Below are 14,521 nucleotides of genomic sequence, written 5' to 3'. Positions count from 1 at the left end.
CAGTGGTTGGGGGTCCGCATGGTCGCGGGTCGTGTGGTGCGTTTCGACAGTGCGCGGGGCTATGGGTTCATCGCCCCGGACGACGGAGGCGAGGACATCTTCCTGCACGTGAACGATCTGCTCATTCCCGAGGAGTACGTGCGCTCCGGTCTGGTCGTGGAGTTCGAGGTGGAGAGCGGTGAGCGTGGGCTCAAGGCGTCGGGCATCCGGCTCCCCGAGGGTGAGCGGCCCAAGGCTGTGCGGCGCCACCAGGAGGCCGCACCGCGAGCCCCGATGTCCGACGAGAACGGCCATCCGATGTGCGATGTGCTGAGTTCCGACGAGTACCGGCGTGACGTGACGGAACTGCTGCTGACGTCAGGTCCGCAGTTGACCGCGGAACAGATCCTCACCGTCCGCAGCGCGCTCCTGAAGTTCAGCGAGGGCCACGGCTGGGTCGAGGACTGAGGCCGCGTTCCTCTACCCTGCGTGTTCCCACTGGGGCCAGGTGCGGGAACGGGCGAAGTCCCAGTGGGCGATGCCGGTCCGCGAGAACGTGCCCCTCGGCCGGCCCCGCACCCACGACGACACCCCGGTGTGGGAGGCCATCGACGCGGTCGGTCTGCGCGAAGCCGTCGACAGCCTTCCCGCAGGCCTGGACACCCTGTTCTCCTGTGACGTCTTCGGCGGCACCGAGCTCTCCGGCGGCCAGTGGCAGCGAGTGGCGTGCTCAGGGGCCCTGTACGGCACTGCTGTCCGACCTCGACGCCATGACCGAGGCACTCGGCGACTGACCGGGCGGCCGGAAGGACACCGGCGGGCGAGGCGACCGCGGCGCGGCAGGGCGACGACCGGCTACTCGATCAGCGCGTCCGCGACGATGATCACCAGGCCGATCAGCATGTCCAGGGCGCCTGCGCGGCAGGAGGCCAGGCGGCCGAGCCCGGCGGTGCGGGCGGCAAAGAAGCCCAGGGCGAAGAGGGTGACGGTGTTGCACAACAGGGCCGTGTCGGCGGCCGTCTCCTCCGCCCACCACCCGGCCGTCGCGGCGAGCAGCAGCGCCACGGTCGGCAGCACGGCGACGACCAGCGGCCACTCGGACAGCACCGCGCGCACTCTGCTCGGCCTGGCCGTGCCGTCGCCGGACGCGCGCTGGGCGATGACGTGCGCGTACCCGTGGGCGGCACCCGACGTCAGCGCGGTGAGCAGGACCCACAGCGCGTCCTGACCGGGGTTGGCCTCCTCTCCGGGAACGTCCAGCGCGGCCACCAGGGCGCTCGCCAGGACCAGGCCGTAGATGCCCTTGAACAGCCACCGCTCGGGTCGGCTCCGGAGGATTCCCCTCGGCGTGCCGCTGCCGGCGGGGACGGGGTCGGCGTGTTCGTTCATTCAGGCGAGCCAGTCGGTGTACCGGGTGGTGGCCAGGTGGGCCTCCTTGTCGGTGAGGACGTCGCCCTTGACCGCCGCGAACATGCCTGCGGTCGGGTCGGTGACGACCGTACGCCCGTCGCCCTTGCGGGAGAGGGTCAGGCGGCCCAGGTCGTCCAGCGGATACACGTCCGGTCCGCCGATGTTGCGGATGCCGTTCAGCGGGGTGCCCACGGCGACGTCCGCCACCGCGGCCGCCACGTCCTTCGCCGCGATCGGCTGGATCGGCGTCGCGGGCAGCCGGACGGAGTCGCCGTCCGACGTCCAGGACAGGACGGCCTCCATGAATTCCATGAACTGGGTGGCGCGCACGATCGAGTACGGGACGGGGCCGCGCCGCAGGATCTGCTCCTGGAGGAGTTTCGCGCGGTAGTAGTCCAGCTCCGGCACCCGGTCGACGCCGACGATCGAGAGGATGACGAAATGCTCCGTCCCGGCCCGCTGGGCCGCGGCCAGGAGGTTGTCCATCGAAGTCCGGAAGAAGGCCGGCGAGGCGTCGTCGAAGGTCGGGGAGTTCGTCAGGTTGACGACGACGTCGGCCCCCTCGACCGCCCGGTCCACTCCGTCGCCGGCGATCACGTCGACTCCCGTGGACAGCGAGTGGGGTACCGCCTGGTGTCCGGCTGCGTTCAGGTTCTCGACGACCTGCGAGCCGATCAGCCCCGTACCGCCGATGACCGCGACCTCCATGACGTGCCTCTCTTCCTTCCGGAGCCGGGTGCCTCAAGGAACCACTGTGTCGGTGTACGGAGAGGACGGCGCTTTGGACGCCCCGAAGGGATGAGTGTCCTCACGCGGCGGGCGACGACGCGGGGACAGGTCCGGGCCGGCCTTCGGCGGGCACGCGGTCGGTCCGCGTCAGGCGGCGCAGTCCGGGCAGATGCCGCGGTACGTCACTTCGACCTCGGAGACGGTGAAGCCGAAGGACCGGGACGGCGGGAGGTCCGCGAGAGGGTCGCCCGTCGGCCGGACGTCGCGCATCGAACCGCAGCGTGAGCAGAGCAGGTGGTGGTGGGGCCGGTGCGCGTTCGGGTCGTAGCGCTTGGCGCGGCCGTCGGTCGACACCTCGAGGACCTCGCCCCGGTGCACCAGTTCACGCAGGGTGTTGTACACCGTCGCGCGGGAGATCTCGGGCAGTCGCTCCGCGGCGCGGGCGTGCACCTCGTCGGCGGTCAGGTGCACGTGGTCTCCGTCGAGAACCTCGGCGACGACGCGGCGCTGCGCGGTCAGGCGCCAGCCGCGTTCGCGAAGCCTCCCCAGGAGATCACTCATGCGCAGCACCCTAGCAGGGAACGGCGTCAACTCAAGAGTGGATATCGCTCTAGATGGCACCTTGCCTTAGATCCTGTCCAAGGTAGGGTGTGCCCATGAACGCGCGGGGCAGCTTGCCCCGGACTGCCGGCCGGCCGGGACCGTCAGGCCTTGAGCGCCATGCGAAGAACCACACCGAGGAGCAAGCCTTGCCTGAGAACAACCAGAAGCCGCTGACCACGGTTGCCGGTGCACCGGTTCCCGACAACCAGAACTCCCTGACGTCGGGTCCCCGCGGGCCGATGCTCCTGCAGGACGTGTGGTTCCTGGAGAAGCTCGCCCACTTCGACCGCGAGGTCATTCCGGAGCGCCGGATGCACGCCAAGGGCTCGGGCGCCTTCGGCACCTTCACGGTGACGCACGACATCACGCGCTACACCAGCGCGAAGATCTTCTCCGAGATCGGCAAGAAGACCGAGCTGTTCGCCCGGTTCTCCACGGTCGCCGGTGAGCGCGGCGCCGCCGACGCGGAGCGCGACATCCGCGGTTTCGCCGTGAAGTTCTACACCGAAGAGGGCAACTGGGACCTCGTCGGCAACAACACCCCCGTCTTCTTCTTCCGCGACCCGCTGAAGTTCCCCGACCTCAACCACGCGGTGAAGCGCGACCCGCGCACCAACATGCGCAACGCCGAGAACAACTGGGACTTCTGGACCAACCTTCCCGAGGCCCTGCACCAGGTCACGATCGTGATGTCGGAGCGCGGCATCCCGGCCACCTACCGGCACATGCACGGGTTCGGGTCGCACACCTACAGCCTGATCAACGCCGAGGGCGAGCGGTTCTGGGTCAAGTTCCACCACCGCACGCAGCAGGGCATCAAGAACCTCACCGACGCCGAGGCCGAGGCCCTGGTCGGCAAGGACCGCGAGTCGCACCAGCGCGACCTCTTCGACTCGATCGAGGACGGCGACTTCCCGAAGTGGAAGCTGTTCATCCAGGTCATGCCGGAGGCCGACGCGGAGAACTACCGCTTCCACCCCTTCGACCTCACCAAGGTCTGGTCGAAGAAGGACTACCCGCTGATCGAGGTCGGCGAGTGGGAGCTCAACCGCAACCCCGACAACTACTTCGCGGACGTCGAGCAGGCCGCGTTCAGCCCGGCCAACGTGGTGCCCGGCATCAGCTTCTCCCCCGACCGGATGCTGCAGGGCCGGCTCTTCTCCTACGGTGACGCCCAGCGCTACCGTCTCGGCGTCAACCACCACCAGATCCCGGTCAACGCCCCGAAGAACCCGGTGAACTCCTACCACCGCGACGGCGGCATGCGCGTCGACGGCAACCAGGGAGCCACCCCGGGCATCGAGCCCAACTCCTACGGGCGCTGGCAGGAGCAGCCGGCCTACCGCGAGCCCGGCCTGGCCGTGGGTGCCGTCGCCGACCGGTTCAACTACCGTGAGGACGACGACAACTACTTCGAGCAGCCCGGCAACCTGTTCCGGCAGATGAGCCCGGAGCAGCAGCAGGTTCTCTTCGAGAACACGGCGCGCGCGATCAACGGCGCCTCCGAGCAGACCGTCGAGCGGCACATCGCCAACTGCACCAAGGCCGACCCGGCCTACGGCGAGGGCGTCCGCAAGGCGATCGAGGCTCTGGCCGCCGGCAACCTCTGACCGGCCGGTCGGGAAGACGCGCGGTACCTCCACCGCGCCGGCGTGGGCACCCGTGAGGTGCCCACGCCGGCGCGTGTACCGCCACGGAGACTTCATGGACATGCACAGCAACAGCGGTGGGCTGACTCCCGAACAGACGGAGCGCGTCGTGGCCATCGCCATGGATCTGGCCCGGGAGGGCGACACCGAGCAGCTGGTGGAGTTCGTGACACACGGGCTGCCGGTGGACGTACGCGATCCGGCCGGCAACACCCTCCTCATGCTCGCCGCATACCACGGTCACGCCGAGACGGTGCGGACCCTGATCCGCCACGGCGCCGACCCCGACCTGCGCAACGACAGGGACCAGTCCCCCATCGCCGGCGCCCTGTTCAAGGGTGCCGACGACGTGGTGGCCGTACTGCGCCGGGCCGGCGCGGACCTCGACGCCGGTACGCCGACCGCGCGGGCCGCCGCGGCCATGTTCGGCCGGGACCACCTGCTCGCGAGCTGACCCCGGCCGCGGGGACACGGAGCTGCCGGGGCTGATCGCGCGCCGCCTCCGGTTCCGGCTGGCCCGCGACTACCCGACCGAGGTCGCCTCCCTCGTCGCGAACCGGCCCCGGGCGGACCCCCCGACCCGGCGCGGTCGGGGTCCGCCCGGAGCCGGTACTCATCCCCCGGTACTCATCCCCCGGAACTGCGCCGACGGCGTACTGACGCCGGCCCGATGTGTATCCGGACGAGCACGTGCGCCGCCTGCTGGTGGCCTGATCCATCGGTGCGGACGCGCACTGCGAGCGGGGAAATGGGCGTCGAACTCAGCGCCCGGGAACGCGCGGTGGCGCGAAGACGTCTGTGAGCCTTCACAGGTTGATTGATCAACTCCCAAAGCTTGACCATGAATTACACACACCCTCTCTACACGGTGGCCCCGATGGTCTAGATTGACCGTGCTTCGGCCGTTCAGGCACGAGGCGACCGAAAATGATCTTTAGGTCGGGGGCAGGGGGGTCTGCTGCTACCACTGTGAGTTGGTCACATTTCTGTGACACGGCCGGAACGTCGTGCGCGGGCAGGCGGGGGCCGCCCGTGGGGAGGAACAGCGCGGCGCGGGAGGCGGGGGCCTCCCGAGGGGGAGGAACAGTGCTAGGCGAACACGTCGAACCACTGGGAACCTGGGGGGTTCTGTGCGGCAAGGGGGATTGGTCAGCGCGTTTCCGTCTGCGCGCGGACAGTTGGCGGAGGGGGCCATCGGCCGGCCCGCGGTCGACTGGGAGCAGCGGTACCGCCGTACCGTGATCACCAGCGATACCGTGACCACGGCCGTCGTGGTGGCGGGCATCGGCAATTTCTTCGGGGTTCGGGACGCGGCCAACTGGCACGAGAAATGGGGAATTCTCGCATTCGGCACCGAACTGCTGGTGCTGGGGGCGCTCGCGGTCAGCCGCTCGTGGTCCCCGGCCGTACTCGGCCAGGGAGCGGAGGAATTCCGTCGCCTCGGGCGCTCACTGTTCATGGCGACCGTCGTACTGGCGCTCGGCGGAATCGCGCTCACTTCGCGCAACATCAAACTCTGGATCTTCGTCGCCGTTCCCGCGATCGCGATCGTCACCATGGTCGCGCGGTATCTGCTGCGCCTGTGGCTGCACAGGCAGCGCAAGGAAGGGCGGTGTCTGAGACCGGTGCTGGCCGCAGGCAGCCCGGCGACCGTGCGCGACCTGATCACCCGGACCCGGCGCTTTCCGCACCTCGGCTGGCGGGTGGACGCGGTGTGCACGACGGACGGTCCCGGGCTCGAGGGCGGTGACCAACTGGACGGAGTGCCGGTCGTCGGCCCGCTGTCGGACGTCGCCGACCATGTCCGCCGCGACGGCTACCGGGTCGTCGCCATCACCCCGGATCCGCACTGGTCACCGCACCGGCTGCAGCGGCTGGCCTGGAACCTGGAGGGCAGCGACGCCGAGATGGTCGTGGCCCCCGTGCTCATGGAGGTGGCCGGCCCCCGGCTGCACGTCGACGCGGTGCTGGGGATACCGCTGCTGCGGGTCAGCATGCCGACCTTCACCGGAGGCCGCCGGGCGGTCAAAGCGGTCGTCGACCGGATGGGCGCGGCGATCCTGCTGACGCTGTTCGCGCCGCTGATGGTGTTCGTCGCAGTGCTCATTCTGGTGGACAGCCGGGGCGGTGTGTTCTACCGCCAGCGCAGGGTCGGCAAGGACGGTCGCGAGTTCACCATCGTCAAGTTCCGCACCATGGTCGCCGGAGCCCACCGGGCCCGGGCCGCGCTGGCCGACCGCAACGAGGGCGCGGGCCTGCTGTTCAAGCTCCGCCGGGACCCGCGGGTGACGCGGGTGGGCACGGTGCTGCGCCGGTACTCGATCGACGAACTCCCGCAGCTCTTCAACGTGCTCACCGGATCGATGTCGCTCGTCGGTCCGCGGCCGCCGCTGCCGGAGGAGTCCGCCGCGTACGGCCCGGACATCCGAAGACGGCTGCTGGTCAAGCCCGGCCTCACCGGTCTGTGGCAGATCAGCGGGCGCAGCGACCTGCCGTGGGAGGAAGCGGTCCGGCTGGACCTGCGGTACGTGGAGGACTGGTCACTCGCCCTGGACACCGTGATCTTGTGGAAGACGCTGCGTGCGGTGGTGCACGGGCAGGGGGCCTATTGATGCGCGGTGGTCGTCGGACCGGCGCGCGGACCGCAGGCCGTCACGGCCTGCCTGGGGGGAGGAACGGGTCATGAGGGTCAGTGTTTTCGGCCTGGGCTATGTGGGCTGCGTGTCGGCCGCGTGCCTGGCCGGCATGGGTCACGAGGTCATCGGGGTGGACGTGAACCAGGTGAAGGTCGACCTGGTCAACGACGGCAGGGCCCCGGTGGTCGAGGAGCGGATCGGTGAGCTGATCGCCGAGGTCGTGGGCACCGGAGCGTTGCGCGCCACCGGCGACGTCCGCGAGGCGATCATGGAAAGTGAGATGTCCCTGGTCTGCGTGGGCACGCCGTCGGAGCCCAACGGCAGCCTGTGCACCGCCTACTTGGAACGTGTCACCGAGGAGATCGGCGCCGCGCTGGCCGAGCGGGGCGGGCGGCACACCGTGGTGTTCCGCAGCACGATGCTCCCGGGCACCTGCATGAACCTGCTGGTACCGATCCTGGAGAAGTACGTCGGCGGTACCGCCGGGGTCGACTTCGGGGTCGCGGTCAACCCGGAGTTCCTGCGCGAGGGCACGAGCGTGCGGGACTTCTTCGACCCGCCCAAGACCGTCGTCGGCGAACTCGATCCGGCGAGCGGCGACGCGGTGCTGGCGCTGTACGACAGCCTGCCCGGCGAGGTGTTCCGGGTGCCGGTCGCGACGGCCGAGGCGATCAAGTACGCGGACAACGCCTTCCACGGCCTCAAGATCGGCTTCGCGAACGAGCTGGGTGCGGTGTGCCAGGCCCTCGGGGTGGACTCGCACCAGGTGATGGACGTGTTCCTGGCCGACCGCAAGCTGAACATCAGCCCCGCCTACCTGCGGCCCGGCTTCGCCTTCGGTGGCTCCTGCCTGCCCAAGGACCTGCGCAGTCTGGTCCACGCGGCGCAGCGGGCCGACGTGTCGGTGCCCATCCTCTCTCACGTGCTGCCCTCCAACTCGGCGCATCTGGAGCGCGCGGTGGAGCTGGTGGAGCGCACCGGTAAGCGCCGGGTGGGGCTGTTCGGACTGTCCTTCAAACCCGGCACCGACGACCTGCGCGAGAGCCCGCTCGTCGAGCTGGCGGAGCGGCTCTTCGGCAAGGGCTACGACCTGAAGATCCACGACGCCAACGTGAGCCTGTCCCGGCTGCTGGGCGCGAACCGCGAGTACGTCGAGAACCGGCTGCCGCACCTCGCGCAGCTGCTCGCGGACTCCGTCGACGAGGTCCTCGGGCACGCCGAGGTGTGCCTGGTCGGGACCAGGGATCCGGCCGTGCTGTCGGCGCTCCCTCATGGCGGCGGCCCGCTGCTGATCGACCTCATCCACCTTCCCGACGCCGACGCGCGCCGGGCCGAACCGGGGTACATGGGCCTTGCTTGGTGACACGACGTCCGGTGGCGCGACCTCCGGTGACACGCCGCGCGATGGCAGTGCCGGCGACCGGCCGGGGCGGCGCGCGCTGATTCTGGTGGAGAACCTGTCGGTGCCCTTCGACCGGCGGGTGTGGCAGGAGTGCACGACCCTGCGCGACGGAGGCTGGGAGGTGCACGTCATCTGTCCCCGCGGGACCACGCGGGACACGGAGGCGGAGACGGAGATCGACGGGGTGCGCATCCATCGCTACCCGTTGCGCGCGGCCACCGGAGGACCGGCCGGCTACCTGCGGGAGTACGGGGCGGCGCTCTGGCACACGGCCCGGCTGGCCCGCAGGGTCGGACGGGTGGACGTGGTCCACGCCTGCAACCCGCCCGACCTGCTGTTCCTGCCGGCCCTGTGGCTCAAGCGGCGCGGCGCGCGGTTCGTCTTCGACCAGCACGACCTGATACCCGAGCTGTACCTCTCCCGCTTCGGCCGCGGCAAGGACCTGCTCTACCGCGCCGTGTGCGCGCTGGAACGGCTGACCTACCGGGCGGCGGACATCGTGCTCGCCACGAACGAGAGCTACAAGGACGTCGCGATACGCCGGGGCGGCCGGCGCCCGGCGGACGTCTTCGTGGTGCGCAGCGCACCCGCGACCGACCGGTTCCAGCCGGTGCCGCCGGAGCCGGAGTTGAAGCGCGGCAAGCCCCATCTGCTGTGCTACCTCGGCGTCATGGGTCCTCAGGACGGCGTCGACTACGCCCTGCGGGCCCTCGCGAAGCTGCGCGACGAGCTCGGGCGGACCGACTGGCACGCGGTCTTCGTCGGCTCCGGTGACGCCTTCGACGCGATGGTGGCGCTGTCCCGGTCGCTGGGGCTCGCCGGCCAGGTGCAGTTCACCGGGCGTGTCCCGGACGCCGACCTGGTGCGCTACCTGTCCACCGCGGACGTGTGCCTCTCCCCCGACCCGCGCAATCCGCTCAACGACGTGTCGACCATGAACAAAGTCCTGGAGTACATGGCGATGGGCCGGCCGATCGTCTCGTTCGACCTCCGGGAGGCGCGGGTCTCCGCCGGTGACGCCGCCGTCTACGCGCCCGCCAACGACGAGACCGAATTCGCAGGGCTCGTCGCGCAGTTGATGGACGATCCGGAGAAGCGGGCCCGGATGGGCAAGATCGGCGAGGAGCGGATCAACGGGCAGCTTTCCTGGCGGAACTCGCAGGCGTCGCTGCTCGCCGCGTACGCCGCCGCCTGCCGTGACCACGCTCCGGTGCCGGCGGGCGCTCCGGACAAGGCAGGGAGAAGGCCGCGCCGTTGAGTGATGACACGATACGCCTGGTCACGGTCGGGCGGATTCTCCGTCGGCGCCGGCGGCTGCTCGCCGTCCTCGTCGTGGTGGGCGCGCTCGTCGGCTACGGCATCTCGGTGCTGTTCCCGCCGCGTTACACGGCGTCGGCCTCGGTCCTGCTGCCGGGGCCGTGGGAGGAGCGCGAGCTGCTCACCCAGGTGGAGATCGCGACCAGTTCGCCGGTGGTCGACCGGGCGGGCGACACGCTCCGCTGGAGCGGCGTCAGCGACAGGGAGCTGCGAGAGCGGGTGAGCGCCGAGATCGCCGACGGCAACATCATCAAGATCTCCGGGACGGCCGACTCCCCGGAGCGCGCGCAGCGGCTCTCCGACGAAGTCGCCCAGCAGTTCGTGACGTACGCGGCGCGCATCGCCAGCGGCACCACCGATCCCGAGGGGGCGACGGGGCCCGAGGCACTGCGGCAGCAGGTGACCCGGACCAACCAGCGCATCACCGACCTGGCCAACGCGGCCGACCCCGGGCAGACCGTGGAGAGCGTGCAGGCCCGCACCGAGCTCGAGAAGCTGCGCACCGCGCTGCAGGAGGCCATGCAGAAGCTCGACGAGGCCGACCCCGCGAGCAACAAGGCCGGTCTGGTCGTCATGGGGCCGGCCCCCCGGCCGACCGGCGAGGCTCCCCCGACCAGGTCGCAGCTCGTCGGCGGCGGGGCACTGCTGTTCTTCGTGCTCGCGATCGTCGGCCATCTCGCCGCCACCCGGGTCAACCGGCGGCTGCGCTCCGAACCGGAGATCGCCGCGGCGCTGGGCTCGGCGCTGCTGGGAACCGTGGACGTACCCGGGGAGCGGCGCGCGCACCGGCCGAAGGCACGCGGTGTGCGGGCCCGCCTCCGGCGGCTGCTGGGCATCGACACGCGGTGGGACCTGCCGGCCCCGCAGTCGTCCGGCGACGAGGCCGGCCGGCGGCTCCGCTACCGGCGGGTATGCGCCCGCCTGCGGGAACGCCTGCCGGCCGCCCGGCGGTTGCTGGTCGTCGTACCGGACGACGACGAGGTCGCCCGCCGGGCGGCCGGGCAGCTCGCCGCCGAGGCCGAGGGGGATCCGCTGCTGCGGGTGGTGGAGGTTTCGGTGTCCCGGCCGTTGGTGCCGGACCGCGACACCGAGTCCGGCGCCCTGGTCGTGCTCAGCGCGGGCGCCTGGACCGCCGAGGAACTCGCCGGTGTCGCGGAGGCGTGTGCGGACGGCGGGCACGAGGTCGTCGGCGTCGTCGTCGCCGGCGCCGTCCGGGCCCGTCGTTCGGGGCCGGCCGCCCGGCCTCCGGAGCCCGCCACCGCGGCGGCCGCTGTGCACGACCACGCGACGGGAGGTTCCGCATGACGACGAGTACGGCTGCCCAGTCGTCGGCCTCCGCTCCGCTGCTCGACCTGCAGGCACTGGTGGTGGCGGTGCGCAGGCGGCGCCGTCTGTGGGGCGCCCTGGCCCTGCTGGGGCTGCTGGTCGGCGCGGCCGTGGCGGTCCTGCTGCCGCCCCGGCCCGCGGCGGTGGCCAAGGTGCTGGTCGCGCACAAGGACGACCAGCCCAACGACACCGGAACGCTGATCCGCACCGATGTCGAGCTGCTGGCCACCACACGGATCGCCGAAAAGGCCCTGCGCTCCCTCGACTCCCGGGAGAACCCGGAAGACTTCATGCGCGACTACCGGGGCACCGGCCTGACCAACAACCTGCTGCGGATCGATGTGACGGCTGACAGCGACGCGGAGGCGGTGGCCCGGGCCAAGGCGCTGGCCGACGCGTTCGTCGCGGACCACGTGCGGCGGATGCGGGAGTCCGCCCAGGCCGAGGCCCAGTCCCTGCTCGACCAGCGCGACCGCATGCGCAAGGAGCTCGCCGAGGTCAACAAGGCGATCGGTGACCGGTCGCCGGACGACGATCCGAAGGCGTCGGCGAGCATCGAATCCCTCTACGCCCGCCGGGCCGAGCTCGACTCGCGGATCGCCGAATTCGACCAGCGAGCCGCGGAGGCGCGCACCGGCACGCCCGAGGTCGTCGCCGGCACCCAGATCGTCGACGCCCCGCACGCCGTCCGGCACTCGTTGCCCAGGGCCGTGGGCACCGACGCCGCGATCGGGCTCGTCCTCGGGCTCGTCCTCGGGCTCGCGCTGGCCGCGGTCGGCGCGGTGGTGGCGGACCGCCCCGTGCTGCGCCGGGACATCGCGGCGAACCTGGGCGCCTCGGTCCTCGCGGAGCTGCGCCGCGGACCCCGCCGGTCGGCGGGGCGGTGGCAGCGCCGGCGGACCCGTGCGGCACGCGAACGGCTCACCACCACGCTGGCCCGCATCGTGCGCCGCTCCGCGGAACCGTTGTCGCTCCTGGAGCTCGGCTGTGCGCGCGGCACCGGCGTGATCGCCCTGGACGTCGCCGGGGCACTGGAGGCGGACGGGCCCGTGGTCGTCGTCGACGGTCTGCCCGGCACGGAGCTCGCCGACAGCCGGCGCAGGCCAGGGGGTCCGGCCGTGCTCAGCGGTGAACGTGCCGCGGCCGAGCCACACCAGGGGCGCCGGCTCGGCGTGGGGTCGGTCGCGCCCGGCACGGCGTGGACGGACCTGCAGTACCTGGGCAGCCGGACGGTGCTCGTCGTGCGTGCGGGGCACGGCAGTGCCGCGTGGCTGCACACCGTGGCGCGGCAGCTCGCGGACCAGCGCATCACGGTGATCGGTGTGGTTCTGATCGACCCCGATCCGCGTGACCGTACCGACGGCACCCTGTGGGACGGTCCGCGCGTCGCGTCGCGCGGCCATGACGAAGGGCCGAAGCGGCACAACGGGACGGGGCGGCTCAGGACGGAACGGCCGTCGATGCCGGCCGCGCGGGTCCCCGACAGCGACCAGGAGGCGCGGTAGCACATGTGTGGCATCGCAGGCACGTACCACTGGCCGGACGGGAAGGCCGTGACCGACCGGCTCACCGATGTCCTCGCCCACCGCGGTCCGGACGGGGCCGGCCGGTACAGCCACTCCGCCGGCGGGGGCGAGGTGCACCTCGGACACCGCCGGCTGGCCATCATCGACCTGTCCGGGACCGGCGCCCAGCCGATGGTGTCGGACGGCCTCGCCCTGACGTACAACGGCGAGCTGTACAACGCGCCCGAACTGCGCGGCGAGCTGCGGTCCGCCGGGGTGCGCTTCCGCGGTACCTCCGACACGGAGGTGGTGCTCGAGGCCTGGCGGCGCTGGGGCACGGACTGTCTGCCACGGCTGCGCGGCATGTTCGCGTTCGCGGTCTTCGACGAGCGCACGGGTGAACTGGTGCTCGCCCGCGACCAGCTCGGCATCAAGCCGCTGTTCCTGCTGCGGCGCGGCGAGGGTGTGGTGTTCGCCTCCGAGCTCAAGGCGCTCGCCGCCGTGACCGGCGGGAAGCTGGAGGTGGACCACGCGGCGCTGGTGGCCTCGCTGCTGTACTACTGGGTGCCGGACTCGCGGTGCGCGTTCCGCGAGGCGGAGAAGCTGCCGCCGGGGAGCTGGCTGCGGTGCCGACCCGACGGACGGGTGGAGCGGGGCCGTTACTGGAACCTGAAGGACGTCGCCGCCGAGGGCCGGGAGCGGGCCCGCAGCGGCGAGCGGCCGGACCTCGCCGCCGTCGTCGAGGAGTCGACCCGGCGCCACCTGCTCTCCGACGTGCCCGTGGCGACCTTCCTCTCCGGCGGGCTCGACTCCAGCTATCTGACCGCGCTGGCGGCCCGTCACCAGCCCGGGATCTCCGCCTACACGATCGGGTTCCGCGCCGAGGACGCCAGGTTCGAGGCGATGCCGGACGACCTGCGCTACGCCCGGCAGGTGGCCGCGCGGTTCGGCGTCGACCTGCACGAGATCGAGATCGCCCCGGACGTGCTCGACCTGCTGCCGCGGATGACGTACCACCTGGACGAGCCGATCGGCGACCCCGCCGCGATCAACACCTTCCTGATCTGCTCGGCCGCCCGGGAGGCCGGGGTCAAGGTGATGCTCTCGGGGATGGGCGCCGACGAGCTGTTCGCCGGTTACCGCAAGCACCTGGCCAACCTGCTGGCGCTGCGCTACCAGCGCGTCCCGCGGCCGCTGCGGCGCGGGGTGTCCGCGGCCGTGGACCGGCTGCCGGTCGCGACGGGCCGTCGGGGGTTGCGGTCGGTGCGGTTCGCGAAGCGGTTCCTCTCCTTCGCCGATCTGCCGGAGGAGACCGCGTTCCGGCGCAGCTACACCATGTACGACCGGGAGGAGCTGCTCGCCCTGATCGACCCGGACCTGGCGGGCACGGTCGAGGACGTGCTGACCGAACACGCGGACGTCTACGAGGACAACGACCTCGACGACTTCGTGAACCGCATGTGCCTGGGCGACGCCCGGATGTTCCTGCCGGGCCTGAACCTCGCCTACACGGACCGCTCCAGCATGGCCGCGTCGACCGAAGTGCGGGTGCCGTTCGTGGACGTCGAGGTGGTCGAGGCGGCGTTCGCGGTGCCCGGTGACCGCAAGATCGTGGGACGGCAGGGCAAGGCCGTCCTGAAGGAGGCGGCCACCTCGATCCTGCCCCGGGAGATCGTGTACCGGCCCAAGGGTCTGTTCAGCGCTCCGCTGCGGGCCTGGATGAGCCGGGATCTGGCACCGCTGGTGCGTGAGGTGGTCAACGACGGCGAGCTCGTCCGTTCCGGGTTCCTGCGTCGCGACGCGCTGCGGCGGCTCGTCGCCGAGGACGCCGCCGGGCAGCAGGACTTCTCCAAGCACCTGTGGCACGTACTGACCCTCGAGTACTGGTATCGCGGCGCGACCGCCGGGGCCGGCCAGAACTCCTCATCGACGACGTAGGGCCTTCCCGCGCAGAGACAGCAGAGA

12 protein-coding genes and 1 pseudogene are annotated in these 14,521 nt (G+C 71.3%); 10 read left to right on the top strand and 3 right to left on the bottom strand.

What is annotated here, in order from left to right:
- The first annotated feature begins 18 nt into the window (after nucleotides 1-18).
- Both ABS735_RS17100 and ABS735_RS17095 read left to right on the top strand, forming a co-directional pair.
- The gene (locus ABS735_RS17100) at nucleotides 19-447 is read left to right on the top strand and encodes a cold-shock protein (RefSeq protein ID WP_373905307.1); all 429 of its coding nucleotides are present in this window, start codon (nucleotides 19-21) and stop codon (nucleotides 445-447) included.
- A 58-nt stretch (nucleotides 448-505) separates the two neighbouring features.
- A pseudogene (locus ABS735_RS17095) lies at nucleotides 506-724 on the top strand (ABC transporter ATP-binding protein); the annotation flags it as partial.
- 110 nt (nucleotides 725-834) lie between these two features.
- Here ABS735_RS17095 and ABS735_RS17090 read toward each other — a convergent pair.
- From ABS735_RS17090 to ABS735_RS17080, 3 genes are all read right to left on the bottom strand, one after another.
- Nucleotides 835-1,368 (bottom strand): hypothetical protein, encoded by a 534-nt coding sequence (locus ABS735_RS17090; protein WP_373905308.1) that lies wholly within the window; start codon nucleotides 1,366-1,368, stop codon nucleotides 835-837.
- Nucleotides 1,369-2,097, bottom strand: coding sequence for an SDR family oxidoreductase (locus ABS735_RS17085; protein WP_373905309.1), 729 nt, complete (start codon nucleotides 2,095-2,097; stop codon nucleotides 1,369-1,371).
- 168 nt (nucleotides 2,098-2,265) lie between these two features.
- The gene (locus tag ABS735_RS17080) at nucleotides 2,266-2,679 is read right to left on the bottom strand and encodes a Fur family transcriptional regulator (RefSeq protein ID WP_373905310.1); all 414 of its coding nucleotides are present in this window, start codon (nucleotides 2,677-2,679) and stop codon (nucleotides 2,266-2,268) included.
- Nucleotides 2,680-2,867: 188 nt separating this feature from the next.
- On the opposite strand from ABS735_RS17080, the gene ABS735_RS17075 reads away from it, so the two are divergent.
- The 8 genes from ABS735_RS17075 to asnB all read left to right on the top strand — a co-directional run bounded on the left by ABS735_RS17075 (nucleotide 2,868) and on the right by asnB (nucleotide 14,494).
- Complete coding sequence (locus ABS735_RS17075) at nucleotides 2,868-4,331, top strand: catalase (RefSeq protein ID WP_373905311.1); 1,464 nt, start codon at nucleotides 2,868-2,870, stop codon at nucleotides 4,329-4,331.
- Between the two features lie 94 nt (nucleotides 4,332-4,425).
- The gene (locus ABS735_RS17070) at nucleotides 4,426-4,824 is read left to right on the top strand and encodes an ankyrin repeat domain-containing protein (RefSeq protein ID WP_373905312.1); all 399 of its coding nucleotides are present in this window, start codon (nucleotides 4,426-4,428) and stop codon (nucleotides 4,822-4,824) included.
- 676 nt (nucleotides 4,825-5,500) lie between these two features.
- A complete protein-coding gene (locus ABS735_RS17065; RefSeq protein ID WP_373905313.1) occupies nucleotides 5,501-6,982 on the top strand; it encodes a sugar transferase in 1,482 nt (493 codons plus the stop codon).
- 70 nt (nucleotides 6,983-7,052) lie between these two features.
- Nucleotides 7,053-8,369 carry a nucleotide sugar dehydrogenase gene (locus ABS735_RS17060; protein ID WP_373905314.1) on the top strand — a complete coding sequence of 439 codons (1,317 nt, stop codon included), beginning with the start codon at nucleotides 7,053-7,055 and terminating at the stop codon, nucleotides 8,367-8,369.
- Nucleotides 8,359-9,666: a glycosyltransferase family 4 protein gene (locus tag ABS735_RS17055; RefSeq protein WP_373905315.1), complete on the top strand. Its 1,308-nt coding sequence runs from the start codon at nucleotides 8,359-8,361 to the stop codon at nucleotides 9,664-9,666. Before ABS735_RS17060 ends, ABS735_RS17055 begins: the two co-directional genes overlap by 11 nt.
- Entirely contained in the window at nucleotides 9,663-11,030 is a 1,368-nt protein-coding gene (locus ABS735_RS17050) for a Wzz/FepE/Etk N-terminal domain-containing protein (RefSeq protein WP_373905316.1), read from the top strand. Before ABS735_RS17055 ends, ABS735_RS17050 begins: the two co-directional genes overlap by 4 nt.
- Nucleotides 11,027-12,556 (top strand): Wzz/FepE/Etk N-terminal domain-containing protein, encoded by a 1,530-nt coding sequence (locus ABS735_RS17045; protein WP_373905317.1) that lies wholly within the window; start codon nucleotides 11,027-11,029, stop codon nucleotides 12,554-12,556. Before ABS735_RS17050 ends, ABS735_RS17045 begins: the two co-directional genes overlap by 4 nt.
- A gap of 3 nt (nucleotides 12,557-12,559) precedes the next feature.
- A complete protein-coding gene (asnB, locus tag ABS735_RS17040; RefSeq protein WP_373905318.1) occupies nucleotides 12,560-14,494 on the top strand; it encodes an asparagine synthase (glutamine-hydrolyzing) in 1,935 nt (644 codons plus the stop codon).
- Nucleotides 14,495-14,521 lie beyond the last annotated feature (27 nt).

Source organism: Streptomyces sp. MMCC 100 (assembly GCF_041538145.2).
Classification (GTDB): domain Bacteria; phylum Actinomycetota; class Actinomycetes; order Streptomycetales; family Streptomycetaceae; genus Streptomyces.
Note: the sequence above shows the minus strand (reverse complement) of the source record. Positions and strands in the feature narration are given on the sequence as shown.

What these genes read in the sequence shown, in the direction of transcription:
- ABS735_RS17080 (WP_373905310.1), bottom strand. Translation starts at nt 2,679, where the DNA reads ATGAGTGATCTCCTGGGGAGGCTTCGCGAACGCGGCTGGCGCCTGACC.
- ABS735_RS17070 (WP_373905312.1), top strand. Translation starts at nt 4,426, where the DNA reads ATGGACATGCACAGCAACAGCGGTGGGCTGACTCCCGAACAGACGGAG.
- ABS735_RS17045 (WP_373905317.1), top strand. Translation starts at nt 11,027, where the DNA reads ATGACGACGAGTACGGCTGCCCAGTCGTCGGCCTCCGCTCCGCTGCTC.
- ABS735_RS17100 (WP_373905307.1), top strand. Translation starts at nt 19, where the DNA reads ATGGTCGCGGGTCGTGTGGTGCGTTTCGACAGTGCGCGGGGCTATGGG.
- ABS735_RS17090 (WP_373905308.1), bottom strand. Translation starts at nt 1,368, where the DNA reads ATGAACGAACACGCCGACCCCGTCCCCGCCGGCAGCGGCACGCCGAGG.
- ABS735_RS17060 (WP_373905314.1), top strand. Translation starts at nt 7,053, where the DNA reads ATGAGGGTCAGTGTTTTCGGCCTGGGCTATGTGGGCTGCGTGTCGGCC.
- ABS735_RS17085 (WP_373905309.1), bottom strand. Translation starts at nt 2,097, where the DNA reads ATGGAGGTCGCGGTCATCGGCGGTACGGGGCTGATCGGCTCGCAGGTC.
- asnB (WP_373905318.1), top strand. Translation starts at nt 12,560, where the DNA reads ATGTGTGGCATCGCAGGCACGTACCACTGGCCGGACGGGAAGGCCGTG.